The 17,234-nt window shown below is 73.8% G+C and carries 13 protein-coding genes and 1 pseudogene; 6 read left to right on the plus strand and 8 right to left on the minus strand.

Features of this window, described 5'->3' with window-relative positions; genetic code table 11:
• Positions 1-21 precede the first annotated feature (21 nt).
• Positions 22-564 (plus strand): GNAT family N-acetyltransferase, encoded by a 543-nt coding sequence (locus tag ACWCRJ_RS21785; protein ID WP_450940822.1) that lies wholly within the window; start codon positions 22-24, stop codon positions 562-564.
• A 422-nt stretch (positions 565-986) separates the two neighbouring features.
• On the opposite strand, the gene ACWCRJ_RS21790 is transcribed toward ACWCRJ_RS21785, so the two are convergent.
• The gene (locus ACWCRJ_RS21790) at positions 987-1,991 is read right to left on the minus strand and encodes an NAD(P)H-dependent oxidoreductase (protein WP_450940823.1); all 1,005 of its coding nucleotides are present in this window, start codon (positions 1,989-1,991) and stop codon (positions 987-989) included.
• A gap of 171 nt (positions 1,992-2,162) precedes the next feature.
• On the opposite strand from ACWCRJ_RS21790, the gene sigJ reads away from it, so the two are divergent.
• The 4 genes from sigJ (at position 2,163) to ACWCRJ_RS21810 (ending at position 9,802) form a co-directional block, all read left to right on the plus strand.
• Positions 2,163-3,131, plus strand: a complete 969-nt coding sequence (sigJ, locus tag ACWCRJ_RS21795; RefSeq protein ID WP_450940824.1) for an RNA polymerase sigma factor SigJ — start codon at positions 2,163-2,165, stop codon at positions 3,129-3,131.
• A 434-nt stretch (positions 3,132-3,565) separates the two neighbouring features.
• Positions 3,566-6,481, plus strand: coding sequence for an AfsR/SARP family transcriptional regulator (locus ACWCRJ_RS21800; protein ID WP_450940825.1), 2,916 nt, complete (start codon positions 3,566-3,568; stop codon positions 6,479-6,481).
• Positions 6,478-8,826 carry a BTAD domain-containing putative transcriptional regulator gene (locus ACWCRJ_RS21805; RefSeq protein ID WP_450940826.1) on the plus strand — a complete coding sequence of 783 codons (2,349 nt, stop codon included), beginning with the start codon at positions 6,478-6,480 and terminating at the stop codon, positions 8,824-8,826. The genes ACWCRJ_RS21800 and ACWCRJ_RS21805 overlap by 4 nt, the downstream gene beginning before the upstream one ends.
• Before the next feature lie 103 nt (positions 8,827-8,929).
• A complete protein-coding gene (locus ACWCRJ_RS21810) occupies positions 8,930-9,802 on the plus strand; it encodes a helix-turn-helix domain-containing protein (protein ID WP_450940827.1) in 873 nt (290 codons plus the stop codon).
• Between the two features lie 164 nt (positions 9,803-9,966).
• On the opposite strand, the pseudogene ACWCRJ_RS21815 reads toward ACWCRJ_RS21810, so the two are convergent.
• The 7 genes and pseudogenes from ACWCRJ_RS21815 to ACWCRJ_RS21845 all read right to left on the minus strand — a co-directional run.
• Positions 9,967-10,149, minus strand: a pseudogene (locus tag ACWCRJ_RS21815) (DUF1275 family protein); the annotation flags it as partial.
• Positions 10,150-10,198: 49 nt separating this feature from the next.
• Positions 10,199-10,861 carry a hydrolase gene (locus ACWCRJ_RS21820; RefSeq protein WP_450940903.1) on the minus strand — a complete coding sequence of 221 codons (663 nt, stop codon included), beginning with the start codon at positions 10,859-10,861 and terminating at the stop codon, positions 10,199-10,201.
• 194 nt (positions 10,862-11,055) lie between these two features.
• Positions 11,056-12,312 carry an MAB_1171c family putative transporter gene (locus ACWCRJ_RS21825; protein WP_450940828.1) on the minus strand — a complete coding sequence of 419 codons (1,257 nt, stop codon included), beginning with the start codon at positions 12,310-12,312 and terminating at the stop codon, positions 11,056-11,058.
• A gap of 196 nt (positions 12,313-12,508) precedes the next feature.
• Positions 12,509-12,916, minus strand: coding sequence for a peptide-methionine (R)-S-oxide reductase MsrB (msrB, locus tag ACWCRJ_RS21830; RefSeq protein ID WP_450940829.1), 408 nt, complete (start codon positions 12,914-12,916; stop codon positions 12,509-12,511).
• Between the two features lie 13 nt (positions 12,917-12,929).
• Positions 12,930-14,315 carry a UDP-N-acetylmuramate--L-alanine ligase gene (gene murC, locus ACWCRJ_RS21835; RefSeq protein ID WP_450940830.1) on the minus strand — a complete coding sequence of 462 codons (1,386 nt, stop codon included), beginning with the start codon at positions 14,313-14,315 and terminating at the stop codon, positions 12,930-12,932.
• 190 nt (positions 14,316-14,505) lie between these two features.
• Complete coding sequence (locus ACWCRJ_RS21840; protein WP_450940831.1) at positions 14,506-14,961, minus strand: indole-3-glycerol phosphate synthase; 456 nt, start codon at positions 14,959-14,961, stop codon at positions 14,506-14,508.
• Between the two features lie 121 nt (positions 14,962-15,082).
• Positions 15,083-15,913: a pyrimidine reductase family protein gene (locus ACWCRJ_RS21845; protein ID WP_450940832.1), complete on the minus strand. Its 831-nt coding sequence runs from the start codon at positions 15,911-15,913 to the stop codon at positions 15,083-15,085.
• On the opposite strand from ACWCRJ_RS21845, the gene zapE reads away from it, so the two are divergent.
• Complete coding sequence (zapE, locus tag ACWCRJ_RS21850; protein ID WP_450940833.1) at positions 15,912-17,057, plus strand: cell division protein ZapE; 1,146 nt, start codon at positions 15,912-15,914, stop codon at positions 17,055-17,057. The genes ACWCRJ_RS21845 and zapE overlap by 2 nt on opposite strands.
• Positions 17,058-17,234: the final 177 nt, after the last annotated feature.

Below are 17,234 nucleotides of genomic sequence, written 5' to 3' on the forward strand. Positions count from 1 at the left end.
GCCACGTGCTTCGATGCCGCGATGGAGAGTGGGAACGAGTCCGCCGGAAGCGCGGCCCCGAGTGTCCGGTACCGCGCCGATCGTGATCTCGGCGACTGTACCGAGGTGCTCGCGGAGGTCCACGACCGCGACGGCTATCCGGTCGACTGGCCCGAGCGTTCCGGCGCCTGGCTGACTCCGCCCTCGCTCGTCGCCGCCTGGGTGGCGGAACTCGACGGCCGGATCGCCGGTCATGTGGGCCTGGCCCGGAGCGGCGCGGGCGACGCGGCGCCCGGGTTGTGGAGCGGCGTTACGGGGATGGGGGTCGACCGGACGGCCGTGGTCGGCCGCCTGTTCGTGGCTCCGTCGGCCCGGGGCCGGGGGCTGGGCGCGTCGCTGCTGGCCCGCGCCGGCGCCGAGGCGCGACGGCGCGGCCTGCAGCCGGTGCTCGACGTGGTGGCGTCCGACACCGCCGCGGCGGCGCTCTACGAACGGCTCGGCCGGCAGTTCCTGGCAACGGTCGAGCAGCGCTGGGGCCCGGACCGGACAGTGACCGTCCGGTGCTACGCGGCGGCGTCCCCCTGACCGGCCGCCGCGCGACGGCGATCGGCGAGCGGCGCCGAAAGGGCGGACGCGCCCGGGAGCGGGTGCCGGGCACGTCCTGCGGGCGGACCGATCAGCCGATGACGGGCACGCCCCGCGGGAGAGCCGGTCAGCGGATGACGGGCACGCCCCGCGGGCGGACCGGTCAGCGGATGACGGGCACGCCCCGCGGGCGGACCGGTCAGCCGATGCCGGGCACGCCCCGCGGGCGGACCGGTCAGCGGATGCTCTGTGCGCTGTCGACCGGGCGGTGGTCGCGGATGGTGGTGATCTCGCCGCGGGCTCTCCCTGAGGGACGGGTTGGTGACCGTCGGGTTCTGGACTTCGGCTCTCCAGCACAGACTCCACCGGAGCCGCGCATCCGCCCCGCCGGGCGGGGCGGGGCGGCGCAGGGCCCGCTGATGTCACGGTTCGAGGTCGACGACCCCTTTGCCTCCCAGGATGTCCAGCGGCACGGAGACCTGGTCGTGCGTGATCAGCCATTCGCCGTCGATCTTCCGGAGGCAGAAGGTGACCCGGACCCACATGCCGCCCGCCGCCGTCCCGTCGGGCAGCGTGCCGCTGAGGCGGCCGAAGCCGTGTGTGAACGCCACGTCCTCGCCCACCGTGGACATCAGGTCGCGCACCTCGTAGTTCACCTCCTGGAAGAAGGTGAACACGTTCGCCCAGTTCTTGAGTTTCGCGTCGATCCCGACGTGCTGGAGCGGCGGATCGATGTCGAAGGACACGACGTCCGTCGAGTAGAGCCGCCTCAGAACCTCAAGGTCCTTGGCCTGGATCGCGTCGATGATCCCGTCGATGAGGCGGCGGATCGCGGCTTCGTCCGTCTCGCGCTGTGTGGGGGCGGCCGTCCGTCCTTCCGTGCTCTGGCCTCCCGTGCTCTGGGCGACGACGTGATCCAGCAGTGTGTCGAGGGCGCCGACGTGGTGGGCACCCGGCTTGAATGTCGTCTGGTCCTCGAAGTCGGTGTGCAGGGACAGCGAGACCTGCGGGGTCACCGCGCCCATCCGGAGGAGCTCACACAGTGCCCGCAGCTGCCGGGCCGCATGGGCGCCGCCGGCGGCACCGTAGGAGACGAACCCGACGGCCTTGTGGGTCCACTCCGCGTACAGGTAGTCGATCGCGTTCTTGAGCACGCCGGGGATGGAGGCGTTGTACTCGGGGGTGACCATGACGAGTCCGTCGAAGCGGGCGATGGTGTCGGCCCATGTCCGGGTGTGCCCGTGCCGGTACCGCCCGGCGAGCGCGGGCAGCGGCTCGTCCAGATGCGGCAGCGGGTGGTCGAGCAGGTCGATCACCTCGAATACGGCGTCGCCGCGGCGGACCGCCCGCTCGTGGACCCACCGGGCGACCTGGTCGCCCTTGCGGCCGGGGCGGGTGCTGCCGATGAGTATTCCGATCCTGGTCATCGCTGTCTCCTGAGGTGTCGCACCCGGGTTCTCCGGGCCGGTGGCGTCTCTGAGCGGTACGACGACACAACCCCGCGGAACGTCAGGGAGAGTCGAAGACCTGACAATCGGACGTGCTGTCTCGTCGGACCGCCGAGGGAGACGATCCGAGATCAGGGAGCCACCGGAACCATGACCGATCACACGAAGTCACGGCACGACGAGTCCGACGCGGGCCTGGACGGAATCGACGCGGGCCTGGACGGGATCATCAGCGAGCGGCGGCGGCTGGTCGGCCTCGCCTACCGGCTCCTCGGGTCCCTGGCCGAGGCCGAGGACGCGGTCCAGGAGACCTACACCCGCTGGTACGCCATGTCCCGGCAGCGGCAGGACGCCATCGAGTGCCCCGGCGCCTGGCTGACGACGGTCGCCACCCGCGTGTGCCTGGACCTCCTCGGCTCGGCGCGGGTCCGGCGCGAGCGTTACACGGGCGAATGGATCCCGGAGCCGCTGCCCGAGCGGACCGACTGGATCAGCGGGCGCCCAGGCACCGCCGCGACCGATCCCGCGGACCCGGCCGACCGGGTCACCCTCGACGAGTCGGTGGGCATGGCGTTTCTCGTCGCCCTCGAAGCCATGACCCCGGCGCAGCGCGTCGCACTCATCCTGCACGATGTCTTCGGCTACCCGTTCGCCGAGATCGCCGGGATCACCGGCCGCACCCCGGCGGCATGCCGCGAACTGGCCTCCTCCGCCCGGCGCCGCGTCCGCGCCTCCCTGCCCCCCGCGGCCCCGGCAGCCCACCAGGCGGGCCTCGTCAGGGACTTCAAGCAGGCGTGGGACGCGCAGGACATCGACGCCCTCGTCAGACTCCTCGCCCCCGGCGCGACGCTCACGGCGGACGGCGGCGGCGTGGTCGCCGCCGCGCTCCACCCGATCGAGGGCGGCGAAGGGATCGCGCGCTACCTCACCGACCTCGCCGTCCGCGCGTCCGGCGGCCTGACGGTCCTGGAGCGCGCGGTCAACGGCCGGGCCGGTCTGGTGATCGAGCACGAAGGCGTCACCGTGGCCGTGTACGCGTTCGACGTCGCGGACGACCGGATCACGCACATCTGGGCAGTGCGCAACCCCGACAAGCTCCGCCCGTGGACGGTGGGCTGACCGGCTGGACCTGCCAGCCGGGCACGGCACCCGGGGCGGGCGGGCGGGCCAGGGTTCACGGGGGCGTCCAGCGCGACACCTCCCGCAACCAGGCGCTCGGCGGCCCGCACGACGCGGTCGCCGACGCGTGGGCTCCTCATCGCGAAGCTCGAACGCATGGCCGCGACACCGTCCACCCCGACGATCACCACGTGCCGCCCGGCCCTTCCGGCCGCCCCCCGTGAGACCAAACGGCCCCGTGTCCGTACCGAGTTCACCGACCGCACCTCCTTTTCTCCGGAGATCACTTCGTTGACTTCCTCCCCCGCCTAAAGGCGGGGGATTCCAGCGGTCGCGCCGATGACGACCGGCGCGCGTCTCCGGGTGAGTCGGCACGGGACGTATCGTCATGGGGTGCGGGCGAGATACGAGATATGAGATATCAGGAGGGCCGGTTGGCGCCGGTACCGGTGCGGTTCGCGGTCCTGGGGCCGGTCCGGGTGGAACGGGCGGGGGCGGAGGCGGCGTCGGGGCGCCCGCAGGAACGGGCGCTGCTGGCGCTGCTGTTGGTGCGGGCGGGGCAGCCGGTGGCGGTGAGCGAGATCGTCGACGTGTTGTGGGGACGACGGCCGCCGGACAGCGCGGTGAATGTGATCAGGCGCCATGTGGGCTCGCTGCGGCGGCTGTTGGAGCCGGGGCTGCCCAACCGGGCGGCCGGGCGGTGGCTGATACGGGACGCGGGCGGCTACCGGCTCGTCGTCGACGCCGACTCCCTGGACCTGCTGCGGTTTCGCCGGCTACGGGACGAAGCGCGTCGGACGGGCGCCGACGGTCCCCCGTCGCCGGGCCGGGTCGTGGAGCTCCTCACCGAGGCTCTCGGCCTGTGGCGGGGGCCGGTCGTCGGGGCGGGGCTGCCCGAAGAGGTGCGAGAGCGCGCCGGGTTCCCGGCGGTCGACCGTGAACGGCCGGCGGCCCTGAGGGAGGCGGCCGACGCGGCGCTGCGCGCCGGCACCCCCGCCGCCGTCCTGCCCCTGCTCCGACAGGCCGCCGCGGACGATCCGTTGGACGAACCGCTGCTGGCCCGGCTCGTTCTCACACTGGCCGCCGCCGGGCACGAGGCGGAGGCGCTGAGCACCTACCGGGCCGCCCGCGCGAGGCTCGCCGACGAGCTGGGCATCGACCCCGGAGCGGAACTCCGCGACGCCCACGCGGTGGTCGTACGCGGCGCCGACTCGGCCCCGCCCGCTCCCTCCCGGGCCGAGACCGCGCACGTGACCGCCGTGGCCTCGTCGGCACCGCCCGCTCCGGTCGCCGCCGTCCCCGCCCAGCTCCCCCACGACCTGCCGACCTTCACCGGCCGCCGCGCCGAGCTGGAACGGGTACTGGCCCTCCTCGACGGCCCCGGCGATGCCGGCGACGACCGCGCTCCCGGCGACGCCGTGCCGCCCACCGGCACCGTCGTGATCAGCGCCATCGGCGGGATGGCCGGCATCGGCAAGACCACCCTCGCCGTGCACTGGGCCCACCGCGTCGCGGACCGGTACCCGGACGGCCAGCTCTACGTCAACCTCCGCGGGTTCGCGCCGTCGGGTGCCGTGATGCGGGCGGGGGAAGCGGTGCGGGTCTTCCTCGACGCGCTGGGCGTACCGCCGGAGCGGGTACCGCACGGAGTGGACGCCCAGGCGGCGCTGTACCGCAGCCTGTTGGCGGGGCGCCGGTTCCTGGTGCTGCTCGACAACGCGCGCGACACCGAGCAGGTGCGGCCGCTGCTGCCGGGCACCCCGGGCTGCCTCACCATCGTCACCAGCCGCGACCGGTTGTCGGGCCTGGTGTCCGCGCACGGCGCGCACACCCTGGCACTGCGGCCGCTGGACGCCGCACAGGCGCGGGTGTTCCTCGAACGCCGGCTGGGCGCCGCGCGGCTCACGGGCGAGGCGCGGGCGGTTGCGGAGATCGCGACGCTGTGCGGTGGGCTTCCGCTGGCGCTGGCCTGTGTCGCCGCGCGGGCCGCCGCCCACCCGGACTTCCCGCTGTCGGCGATCGCGGCGGAGCTGCGCGCGGCGCACGGCAGCCTGGACGCGTTCAGCCGGACGGACGCCTCCGCGAACGTCGGCGCGGTGTTCTCCTGGTCGCTGGGCGCGGTGTCGGAAGAGGCGGCACGCCTCTTCCCCCTGCTCGCCCTGCACCCCGGGCCGGACTTCTCCGTGTCCGCGACGGCCGCGCTGGCCGAACTGCCCGTGCGCCGGACGCGGTCGCTCCTCGCCGAGCTGGCCGACGTCCACCTCGCGGGCGAGCCCGCCCCCGGCCGGTACGCCCTGCACGACCTGCTGCGCGCCCACGCGGCCGAACTCCTGGAGGACCAGGTCCCGGAGGCCGGGCGCGAGGCGGCCACCGAGCGGCTCTACGCGTACTACGTGCACAGCGCGCACCTCACCGAACCGCTCCTCGCCCCGTACGCCGACCCGATGCCCCCGGGCCCGCTGCCGGCCGGTGTCCGCGCCGAGCCGCTCGTCGGCCACGAGCAGTCGCTCGCCTGGCTGACCGCCGAGTATCCGGTGCTGCTCGCCGTCGTCGGGGCGGCGGCCCGGTCCGGCCGCGACCGGTCGGCGTGTCTGCTGGCCTGGTCGCTGGAGCCGTTCCTCGACCGCCGGGGCCACTGGCACGACTGGGCGACGATCCAGCGGATCGCCCTCGACGCGGCCCTGCGGCTGGCCGAGCCCGCCTACGAGGCCCGGGGGCTGCGCGCGCTGGCCCGGGCCGAGGGCCGGCTCGGACTGCACGGCTCCGCCCGCCCCCGCCTCGATCGCGCGCTGGAGCTGTTCACCGACCTGGGTGACGACGTCGGGCGGGCCGACACCCACCGCAGTATCGGCTGGACCCGCGACCAGGAGGGCGATCTGTCCGGCGCCCTGCGCCACAACCGGCTGGCGATGGAACTGTTCCGCGACAGTGGCCGCGGCGCCGCGTACGCCAGCGTCCTCAACTCCGTCGGCTGGTACCACGCGTTGCTCGGCGAGCACCCCGAGGCCCTGCGCCGCTGCCAGGAGGCCCTGGTCCTGCTCCAGCGGCTCGGCGACCGCTACGGCCAGGCCGCCACCTGGCACACCCTCGCGTACGCCCACCACCACCTGGGCCGCCACCCGAACGCCCTCGTGGGCTACGGCCACTCCCTCGCCCTCTACCGGGAGCTGGGCGTGCCGTACCTGGAGGCCTGCACCCTCGTCCACATCGGTGACACGCACGCCGCGATGGGCGACCACGGCGCCGCCCACGAGGTCCGGCAGCAGGCCCTCACCCTCCTCATCACCCTCGGCCACCCCGACGCCGACGGGGTACGGGAGCGGATCGCCGCGAGCGAGCGGTGCGGATGACCGGCGGCCCGGGTGTCGCGGGGTCGCCGGGCCGGGGCGGGCGGGGCGGGACCGCCACCGACCGGCCCGCCTTCGCGGGGGCGTCACTGCGGTTCGAGGTGCTGGGGCCCCTGCGGGTCCGCCGGGGCGAGGAGGACCTCGACCTCGGCTTCCCGCAACAGCGGGCACTGCTCGCTCTGTTGGTGGTGCGGGCCGGCCGGCCGGTGCCGGCCGGTGAGATCGTCGACGTGCTCTGGCCGGAGCGGGCACCGGCCAGCGCCAGGAACGTGGTGCGCCGTTACGCCGGTTCACTGCGGCGGCTGCTCGAACCCGGGCTGCCACCCCGGGCACCCGGGCACCGGTTGCTGCGCCGCGCCGGGGGCTATCTGCTGGCGGCGGCCGAGGAGGAGGTCGATCTGCTGCGGTTCCGCGCGCTCGCCAAGCGGGGCAAGCGGGCGGCGGCCACCGGGCGGTCCGCGGTGGCGTCGCGGCACTTCGGACACGCGCTGAGCGAGTGGCGGGGCCCGGTGGGCATGGGGATGCCCGCCGCCGTACGGGAGCACGCCGTCTTCGCCGAAGTGGAGCGCGAGTTGGCCGGCACGGCCCGGATGGCCGCCGACGCGGCGCTCCTGTGCGGAAGCAGTGAGCAGGTGCTGCCCCGGCTGCGACAGGCCCTCGAACGCGACCCGCTCGACGAGTCGTTGCACGCCGCGCTCGTCCTGGCGCTGGCCGCGTCCGGCCACCAGGCCGAGGCGCTGACCGCGTACGAGCGTGTACGACGGCTGCTGGCCGAGGAGTTGGGGGTGGCACCCGGCGCGGAACTGGCGGCGGCGCACACCAGGGTGCTCCGCCAGGAGTGGGGGCCGGCAGGCCCCCTGGCGGCGACGGGTTCGGGCCCGGCGACCACCCGGTCGGCCATGTTGCCCGGGCCTTCCGCGAGCGCGCCACAGGCCGGTCCACCGGCTCACCCGGCTGTCGGTCCGGGCGGGGATCGGGCAGACCCCTTGCCCGGACCGCACCCCGCACCGGTACTCGCCCTGTCCGCCCTGTCGTCGACGGGAGACACGGCCCTCCCGGGCGTCGGCGCCCGACCGCCTCTCGGGTCGGGGGCGTTCGTCGGCAGAGTGACCGAACTCGGCCGGCTGGCGGAGATCACGGACGCGGCCACCCGCAGCGAGGGGACGGCCCCGACCGCGGACGCCCCCTCTCCGGACGCACCGGCGACCGTGCTGATCAGCGGGATGCCCGGCGTCGGGAAGTCCGCCCTCGCCCTGCACTGGGCCCACCAGGTCGCCGGACGCTTCCCCGACGGCCGGCTCCACGTCGGGCTGCGGGGGTTCGACCCCGTCCGGGCACCGCTGGACCCGGCGGCGGCGCTGCGCGTGATGCTCGCCGCGCTCGGGGTGCCCGCCGGGCGGATGCCGGTCCGCACGGACTCCCTCGCCGGGCTGTACCGGAGTCTGCTGGCCGGCCGGCGGCTGCTGGTGGTGCTGGACGACGCGGCGGACACCGAACAGGTACGGCCGCTGCTGCCGGCCTCGCCAGGGTGTCTGACCCTGGTCACCAGTCGCAACGCCCTGTCCGGTCTGATCGCTTCGGGCACCCGTCCGCTACGCCTGGACCTGCCGTCGGCGGCGGACGCGCGAGCGATGCTGGCGGCGCGCACGGGGCACGCCCGCTCGGCCGCCGAGCCCGGGGCGGCCGACGAGATCGTCGTCCGGTGCGGCCGGCTGCCCCTGGCCCTGACGCTCGTCGCCACCCGCGCCACCGCCCGTCCGGACCTCCCGCTCTCGGTCCTGGCGAGCGAACTGCGGCACGCGGGGAACACCCTCGACGCCTTCACCGGCACGACGGCGACTCCCCACACCCACCCGGGCCCCGCCGTCCCCGGGCACACACCCGGGGCCAGTTCCGGCCCCGCCCACACCGAGCAGACACCCGACACCGGGCCCGCCGACCCCGGCCAAGGGTCCGACATCCACACCGGGCCCGCCCACCCCGGCCCGAAACCCGACACCCACCCCAGCGATCCGCCCGACCTCCGCACCGCCTTCGCCCGCTCCTACCGTCGGCTGGCCCCTCAGAGCGCCCGGCTGTTCCGGCTGCTGTCCCTGGACCCCGGGCCCGACCTGACCCCGGAGTCGGCCGCGGCGCTGGCCGGGGTCCCGGTCCGCCGCGCCCGGCTGCTGCTCGACGGCCTCGCCGACGCCCACCTCGTCGCCGAGCGCGCGCCCGGCCTCTACACGCAGCACGAGCTGCTGCGTGCCTTCGCCGCCGAGCTGGCCGCGACGTACGACACGCCGGAGGACCGCCGTGCCGCCCACCGCCGCCTGCTCGACCACGGCTCACCCCCGGGCACCCCGTAGCGGCCACCGTCACTTCACGGTCACTCTTTTTTCACATCCTCCTTCCTACGCTCCGAGTGCACTGGTCGACGGTGTGCTCGAACTGCCGTGGAGGAGAAAAGAGATGACGAGGTCCGGCACCGGCGTCGTGGAGGAGGCGGGTCTTCGCATCCGCGTCCTCGACGGCGCGGCCGTGGCGTTGCCCGGGGACGGACGGCCCGCGCCGGATGCGTACCGGCTGACGGGGCGGACCGGCGGCGCGTATCTGCTCGTGGGGGTGCGCGGGAGTGGTGTTCCGCTCGCCGAGCGGATGCCGGACGTCTCCCTGCGACCGGGCGACATCTGCTTCTACGACGCGAACCACCCGCCGGTGCCCGATTTACCCGAGCGCTGCCGGCTGAAGGTCTTCCTCGTCCCGCACGAGGAACTGGGGCTGGAGGACGACGATCTGCGGCGCGTCGTGGCGACCCCGGTCGCCCGGTCCTCCCGGCTGGGGACGCTGCTGTCGCCGTTCCTGTCCGAGCTGGCCGACACGGTGGTCTCCGCCGGGCCCCCGGTCGGCGAGATGCTCGCCCGCAACGCCGTGAACCTGCTCGCCACCCTCGCCACGGAGCGGTCGGGGCGGGTCGTGACGGACGCACCGGGCACCCGCTCGCCGATGGTGGCACGTGTCCTGCGGTTCATCGACGAGCACCTGGCCGACCCGGACCTGTCGCCGGAGGTGATCGCGGGGGCCCACCACATCTCGGTGCGCTATCTGCACAAGCTGTTCCGGGACGAGGGCACGACCGTGGGCCGCTGGATCCAGCGCCGCCGGCTGGAGGAGTGCCGCCGCGACCTCGTGCTCGGCCTCCGCAACCGCCGCACCATCGCCTCGGTCGCCGGCCGCTGGGGCTTCTTGAGCGCCACCCACTTCAGCCGGGTGTTCCGGGCGGCGTACGGCATGTCTCCGAGCGAGTGGCGGGACACGGCGGGGCGCCCCGGCAGGAGGACGTGACACCCGGCCGCACGGCCCGTCCGCCCGGGCTCGGTCCGGCTGCCCGGTCCAGGCCTCGTCCACGGCCGAGAGCCGGTACGCGGCCACGGTGGTCGCCGCGAGCAGAGGGCGCCGCCCACCGGCCGAGGCGGTGTCCGCAGCCAGTCCCGTCAGGGTGGGGGTGAGCCCAGGAAGACCACGTTGCCGGTCATGTGGCCACGAAGACATGCCCGAGGCCCAGATGGCTGACGGCGTCCACCACCCCCGTCACCACCGTCAGGGCCGGTTATCAGCGGCGGCAGCGGCCCGTGCCGGTCTCCGCGCGGCGGTGCGAGGGTGTGGGTGAGGTCGGTCAACAGCCCGCGCACCACTCGCCCGCCCCTTCCGCTCCGCCGGCGGAGCACCGTCGCCAGGTCGTCAGCCCGCCGCGTGCTCGCCGATGAAGGCCTGCGCGTAGACGATGCCGAGACCGTAGGCGCCGCCGTGCTCCTTGACCAGCTCGGTGGTGGGGCCGTACGTCTCCGTACGCGCCCAGTCGCGCTGGAACTCCAGGAGTACCTGCAGCCAGGTGACGGGTACGGCGCCGGCCTGCACCATGCGCTGCACGGCGTGCTCGTGGGCCTGGGGGCTGACGCCGCCGGACGCGTCGGTGACGACGTACACCTCGTAGCCCTGGGCGAGGGCGGACAGGGCGGGCAGGACGACGCAGACCTCGGTCCACAGGCCCGCGATGACGAGCTTCCCGCGTCCGGTGGCCTTCACCGCCTCGACGAACGGGACGTCCTCCCAGGCGTTCATGGTCGTACGGTCGACGATTCTCCGGTCGGGGAAGACGTCGGCGAGCTGCGGCAGGAGCGGTCCGGAGAAGGACTCGGCGGCCACGCTGCTGAGGACCACCGGCACGTCGAAGACCTTGGCGGCCTTGGCCAGGCCCACGGTCGCGTTGATGATCGCGGTGCGGTCGGCGCTGCCGGTGCCGAAGAACATCTGCGGCTGGTGGTCCACGAACAGGACCGCGCAGTTGTCGGGGGTGAGCAGGCCGGGGCCGGGGGTCGCGGTGACCTCGTTGATGTCGACCATGGGCATGCCTTTCTGCGGAGGGCGGACGGATCAGTGGGATGCGCGCGTTTCCGCCCGTGTTCACGGGACGGGCTGCCGCGTTCCGGTCGGCGAGAACGTCCGACCGGCGTCGCTCTCGAAGCTATGCGGGGCGCGACCGCCTCCGTGTTCCGGCAGCGCACCGCGATGGTCCCTACAGCGCACTCGGGCCGGCCTCACCCCACCCGCCCACTCCTCGCACGCTCCGCCCGCACCGCCCCCTCCACGACCCCCGCCCGTACCGCTCGCGACATCCGGATCAGGGAGGGCTGGCCGGTGTCCAGGCCCTGTTCGCCGGCCGGGGGTTGCGCGTGGCCGGCGGCGAGTCCCACGAGGGCGTCGAAGGCGACGCTGTCCAGTAAGGCCGGATCCAGGGCGTCCGGATGCCGCCGCCCGGTGGGGCCGCCCGTGCCGGACAGCGCCGCGACGGCCACCATCGCCGCGTCCCCGATGGCCTCGGCCTCGCCGGTGCTGGAGCCCCGGGAGAGGGCCTGGCGGTAGGCCCTCTCCCGGACGGCCTCGTCGAAGTGGACGGACACGGCCCGCAGTCCGTCCCGGATCGCCGTCGTACGGCTGGTCAGGCGCAGCTCGACATCGCCGAGGGAGCGCCAGGACAGCAGCATGTTGCGCCTGATGCGGCCGGTGCTCCTGGCGCCGACGAGCCGGAAGAGCGGCCCGAGCCGCAGGAAGGCGAGAAGGCTGTCGATGCGCGGGCCGAGCAGCGGCAGGACATAGCCGGCCGAGGTGAGGACGGCGCCGACGGTGGCCAGCATCGGGGCCAGCCGGGTGCTCAGCGGGTCCCAGTGGTGGCCGCCCCAGCGGGCGGCGACGGCGGTCATCTTGACGACGCCGTACGCGCTGCTGCACAGCCACCCGACGGCGAGCACCGCCAGGGCCCGCCGTGTCCAGCCGCTGATCTGGAGGGTCCAGCGCCAGCACTGGATCGTGGTGGTGAGGGCCGCCGCCAGGTGGGCCAGGAGATAGAGGACGATCATCTCGCGGACGAACGGTGTGCCGGCGTAGTAGGTGTCGAAGTCCGCGCGTCGCTCGACCGGCGCGTCCCCGGCGGCGAAGAGCGCGGTCTGCGCCCCGATGATCACGGTGTAGGCGAGCAGCCATCCACGGGAGACCCGCCGCAGCCGGGCGGGGTCGTCCGCCCCGCGCCAGTGGACGATCAGGACGAGGGAGGCGGCGGAGAAGGCGTTGACCGCCCCGTAGGTGAGGCACGCGGCGGCGTTGGGCACGCCGAGGGTGTCGTTGACGAAGCCGACGGTGGGCGGGGCGCCGAGGACGAAGCAGCACCCGGCGAGGAGGATCACGGTGCAGAGCGCGCGCTTGAGCGGGTCGCGCCAGTCGTGCCACAGGCCGGGCAGTTGGACCGCGAGGCCGGTCCACACGACGGCGGCCGCCACGTAGTAGACCAGTCCGTTCACGTCAGGCCCACGGCCCCTGTCCGGAAGCCTTCTCGCCGGTGACCGTCCGGCCGCCCGACCGCGTCGTCTTCCGCTCGATCCGCCCCCGTCAACACCCTTCACACAATAGCCACATGGTCAACCCTGGCGACGGGCGCGGGGGCCCGGGGCGCGCGGGCCCCGGGCGACCGCGGGTGAAGGGGGCCGACGGCCGAGGTCAGCTCTCGTCGGCGGTCAGCGTCAGCGAGATGCTGTTGATGCAGTACCGCTGGTCGGTCGGGGTGGCGTACCCCTCGCCCTCGAAGACGTGCCCGAGGTGCGAGCCGCACCGGGCGCACCGCACCTCCGTGCGGACCATGCCGTGCGACCGGTCGGAGAGCAGCTCCACCGCGTCGGTGTCCTTCGGGTCGTAGAAGGACGGCCAGCCGCAGTGCGACTCGAACTTCGTGTCGGAGGTGAAGAGTTCGGCGCCGCAGGCGCGACAGGAGTAGACGCCCCTGGTCTTGGTGTCGGTGTACTCACCGACGAACGCGGGCTCGGTGCCGGCCTGTCGCAGCACGGCGTACTCGGCCGGTGTCAGCTCCGCGCGCCACTGCTCGTCCGGCTTCTCGACGTCGTACGACATGTGCCTCAGCCCCTCATTCTGCGAGACGGTCCAGGATCTTCGGGCCCAGGTCCGTCACGTCACCCGCGCCCATGGTGAGAACGAGATCACCCGGCTTCGCCATTCCCGCGATCGTGCCGGGGACCTCCGCCTTGTCGTGCAGGGCCGTCACGTCCGCGCCCGCGCTCCGCGCCGCCCCGATGATCAGCTCGCTGGTCACTCCCGGGACCGGGTCCTCACGGGCCGGGTAGATGTCGAGGACGACCGAGGCGTCCGCCAGCGCCAGGGACTGCCCCATCTCGGTGCCCAGCTCCTGGGTGCGGGAGAACAGGTGGGGCTGGAAGACCACGAGGATCCGCGCGTCGCCGGCGGCGGCCCGCATGGCCTCCAGGTCGGCGGTCATCTCGGTCGGGTGGTGGGCGTAGGAGTCGATCACCTGCACGCCCCGCGCCTCGCCCTTCAGCTGCAGCCGCCGCTTCACGCCGGTGTACGCCGCCAGCGCGGGCGCCAGCTCGGCCGCCGGCACCCCGAGGGCGACGCCGGCCGCCAGCGCGGCCACGGCGTTGTGCGCGTAGTGCCGTCCCGGCACGGACACGGTGAAGGTGATCTCCTGGCCGTCCAGCAGGACCGTGACCTCGCTCCTGAGCCCCTGCGCGACGACCGAGAGCACGCGCACGTCGGCGTCCTCGCGCTCGCCGTACGTCACCATGCGCACGCCGGACAGCCGGGAGGTCAGCTCCCGGGCGCCCTCCTGGTCGGCCGAGATCACCAGGGTGCCGCCGGGCACGATCCTGTCGGCGAACGCCTCGAAGGACTCGTAGATCTCGTCCATGGAGGCGTAGTTGGCGTGGTGGTCCAGCTCGACGTTGAGGACGATCGCCACCTCGGGCGCGTACTTGTGGAAGCTCCGGTCGCTCTCGTCCGCCTCGGCGACGAAGATCTCCCCGTCCCCGTGCACCGCGTTGGACCCGGGTACGTCGAGGTCGCCGCCGATGGCGTACGACGGCTTCAGGCCCAGTTCCGCCAGCGACACCGCCAGCATGGACGTCGTCGTGGTCTTGCCGTGCGTCCCGGCCACGGCGATCGGCCGCAGCCCGTCCATCAGCCGGGCGAGCGCGTCCGACCGGTGGACCACGGGGATGCCCAGCTCGGCGGCGCGGGCCAGTTCGGGGTTGTCGGCCCGGATCGCCGACGACACGACCACGGCGGTCGCGTCGTCGGCGAGATGCCCGGCGGCATGGCCGATGTGCACGGTCGCCCCGAGCGCCCGCAGGGCCTCGGCCGTCTCCGACTCCCTGGCGTCACTTCCGGCGACCTTCGCCCCGCGCTGCGCGAGGATCTTGGCGATCCCGGACATCCCGGCCCCACCGATCCCGATGAAGTGCGGCCGATCCATGGCGGAAGGCAGTCCGGGTGCCATGTCTGTTCTCCAGGTGACGTACGAAGCCGATGAACCCCCTCAGCCTATTGCCTGCCGTAGGGGCCCCCTACAGCAGGCGCTCGCGGCCCGCGCCCCCGGCAGGCGGCGCAGCCGCCGTTCAGGGGCGCGGGAACCGCGCACAGCCACGACGGACCGCACCCGACGCAGCCCCCTACGGCGCCGAGTGCCCTCAAGCCCGACTGTGCGAGAACAGCTTCAACACCGGCACCCCGACCTTGTGCCGAGCCCGGGACGCCCAGTCCCGGTGGAAGAACTCCTCCACGTAGTGGGGATCGGTGAGCACCAGCACCTCATCGGCCCCCACCTCCTCCACCAGCGACTTCAGCGCGTCCAGCGGGTGATCCTCGATCAGCCGCCCCTCCGCCGGACTCCCCGCCCCGCGCAGCGCCTGCAACGACACCTCCAGTGCCCGCTCCCCGGCGTCCAGCGCCCGCTCCCCCTCCGGCGTCTCCCCTTCCTTCGCCGCCTCGTCCAGCTCGCCGAGGGCGAGGTCGTCGATGGCCCGCAGCAACCGGTCGGCCTGATTGCCCCGCGGCTGGAGCAGCACATGGAAGAAGGCCCGCTCGTCGCCGTGCAGGGTCGTGACGAACTCCACGTCCGCCGACGTCAGAGCCTTCTCGATCATCAATACGCTCGTGAACGACACCACAGGCGCCCTTCTCATCGGAGGGCCCCGCGGGCCCTCACTCCTCAGGGTTCTAGTGTGCCCGGCGAAAGCTGAACGGAACGGTAGGTTCCGCCCGCTTTCACGTGCGACGGTAACGACCGAACAGGAACCCGGCCTCCTCCAGCAGCGAGGCCAGCGCGAAGCGCCTGGGCACCGGCACGGAGGGGCCCCCGGCGATCCGCTGGGCGTCTCCGGCCGTGAGCGTCGGCGACACGGTCAGGCACAGTTCGTCGAGTACGTCGGAGGCGATCAGCCGGCCCAGCAGCCGGGGCCCGCCCTCGCCGAGCAGCCGGGTCAGTCCCAGACCGGCGAGGGCCCGTACGGCCCGCGCGGGGTCGACCCCCGTGCCGTCCCCGGCGACGACGACCCGGACACCGGCCTTCTCGGCGGCGGCGACCCGGTCGGGGGCGGCGGCGGCACCGGTCAGCAGGAGGGTGGGGACCGAGGGCGAGCTGAACAGCGGCAGCGAGAAGTCCAGGTCCAGGCTCGCGCTCACCACGGCGACGGCCGGCGCGGGCGTCTGTCCGGCCGCCCGGCGCGCCTCGGCGAAGGCCTCGCGCGCGCGCGCCGGACGGTACCCCTCCCGGCGTACCGTCTCCGCGCCGACGACCACCACGTCCGCGAGTCCCCGCAGCGTGCCGAAGATCCGCATGTCGGCGTCGCCGGAGATCGGCTGCGAGCGTCCGCCGTGCTGGGCGGCGCCGTCGAGCGTGGACACCATGTTGACCCGCATCCACGGCTCGCTCCCCCCGGACGCCGACTCGGGATAGGCGTACGCGGCGGCCAGCTCACCGAGACTCCACTCCCGGTCGGCGGAGTCAGGTGCTCGCACCTCAGGCGCATGCGCACCACCGGCCACTTCGCGCGTCGGGGCCGCTGTCTCTTCGGTCACAGGGAACAGGCGTCGCATGTCGTGCAGTGTGGCACGACCCTTAGACTCGGTAACCGTGTCGTCGTCCTCAGCCACCGTGTCCGGAATCGGCCCGATACCCGAAGCGGCCCCCTCGTCCCTGTGCACCCGCGAGCCCCACGTCCCCGCGGACCGGCTCGTCGCCGAGATGGTGCCGCCACCCCGCTTCGACTCGGTGCGCTTCGACACCTACCTCCCGGACCCGAACCAGCCCAGCCAGACCGAGGCCGTCCGCGTCCTGAGCGGCTTCGCGGCGGGCCTCGGCGGGGCCCACGCGACCGGCGCCGGCAGGCGCGGCTTCCTCGGTCTCGGCAGGGCGAAGGCCCCCAAGGTCCCGGCGGGCCCCCGCGGCGTCTACCTGGACGGCGGCTACGGCGTCGGCAAGACCCACCTCCTCGCCTCCCTCTGGCACGCCACCCCGGCCGAGCCCTCCCTCAAGGCCTTCGGCACCTTCGTGGAGCTGACGAACCTGGTCGGCGCCCTCGGTTTCCAGAAGACGGTCCAGACGCTCTCCGGGCACCGCCTGCTGTGCATCGACGAGTTCGAGCTGGACGACCCGGGCGACACCGTCCTCGTGTCGACCCTGCTCGGCAAGCTGGTCGACGCGGGCGTGGCGCTGGCCGCCACCTCGAACACACTGCCGGGCAAGCTCGGTGAGGGCCGGTTCGCGTCGGTCGACTTCCTGCGCGAGATCCAGGGCCTGTCGGCCCACTTCCGCTCCCTGCGCATCGACGGTGAGGACTACCGCCACCGCGGCCTGCCCGAGGCCCCGGCGCCGTACTCCGAGGAGGAGGTCACCAAGGCGGCGTACGCCACCGAGGGCGCCTCGCTCGACGACTTCCCTCATCTGCTGGACCACCTCGCGCGCGTCCACCCCAGCCGGTACGGCGCCCTCACGGACGGCCTGAAGGCGGTCTGCCTGACCGATGTCCAGCCGGTCCCGGACCAGTCCACGGCCCTGCGCCTCGTGGTGCTCGCCGACCGGCTGTACGACCGCGAAGTGCCCGTGCTCGCCTCGGGGCTGCCCTTCGACCGGCTGTTCAGCGAGGAGATGCTGAACGGCGGCTACCGCAAGAAGTACTTCCGCGCCATATCGCGCCTCACCGCTCTCGCGCGCGACGCCGGGCGACTCGTGAAGCACTGACCCCAACCGGCGCCGATCACGAACCGCCCCTGACGAACTCCCCCAGGTCAAGGGTCGATTCCGGCCAACCCGCCCTCGCTTTTCAGGCTCTCTTCAGCTCGCAACGTTAAGTTAACCCTGCAAACAACTTCGCAGGGTTAACGTGTTTCTTGACCAGCGGTTGACCAACGGTTGACC

The organism is Streptomyces sp. NPDC002324, from assembly GCF_053593335.1.

Excerpts from the sequence above, each read along its gene's own strand:
- ACWCRJ_RS21785 (WP_450940822.1), top strand. The coding sequence starts at position 22 with ATGGAGAGTGGGAACGAGTCCGCCGGAAGCGCGGCCCCGAGTGTCCGG.
- ACWCRJ_RS21790 (WP_450940823.1), bottom strand. The coding sequence starts at position 1,991 with ATGACCAGGATCGGAATACTCATCGGCAGCACCCGCCCCGGCCGCAAG.
- sigJ (WP_450940824.1), top strand. The coding sequence starts at position 2,163 with ATGACCGATCACACGAAGTCACGGCACGACGAGTCCGACGCGGGCCTG.
- ACWCRJ_RS21805 (WP_450940826.1), top strand. The coding sequence starts at position 6,478 with ATGACCGGCGGCCCGGGTGTCGCGGGGTCGCCGGGCCGGGGCGGGCGG.
- ACWCRJ_RS21810 (WP_450940827.1), top strand. The coding sequence starts at position 8,930 with ATGACGAGGTCCGGCACCGGCGTCGTGGAGGAGGCGGGTCTTCGCATC.
- ACWCRJ_RS21820 (WP_450940903.1), bottom strand. The coding sequence starts at position 10,861 with ATGGTCGACATCAACGAGGTCACCGCGACCCCCGGCCCCGGCCTGCTC.
- msrB (WP_450940829.1), bottom strand. The coding sequence starts at position 12,916 with ATGTCGTACGACGTCGAGAAGCCGGACGAGCAGTGGCGCGCGGAGCTG.
- murC (WP_450940830.1), bottom strand. The coding sequence starts at position 14,315 with ATGGCACCCGGACTGCCTTCCGCCATGGATCGGCCGCACTTCATCGGG.
- ACWCRJ_RS21840 (WP_450940831.1), bottom strand. The coding sequence starts at position 14,961 with ATGATCGAGAAGGCTCTGACGTCGGCGGACGTGGAGTTCGTCACGACC.
- zapE (WP_450940833.1), top strand. The coding sequence starts at position 15,912 with ATGTCGTGCAGTGTGGCACGACCCTTAGACTCGGTAACCGTGTCGTCG.
- ACWCRJ_RS21845 (WP_450940832.1), bottom strand. The coding sequence starts at position 15,913 with ATGCGACGCCTGTTCCCTGTGACCGAAGAGACAGCGGCCCCGACGCGC.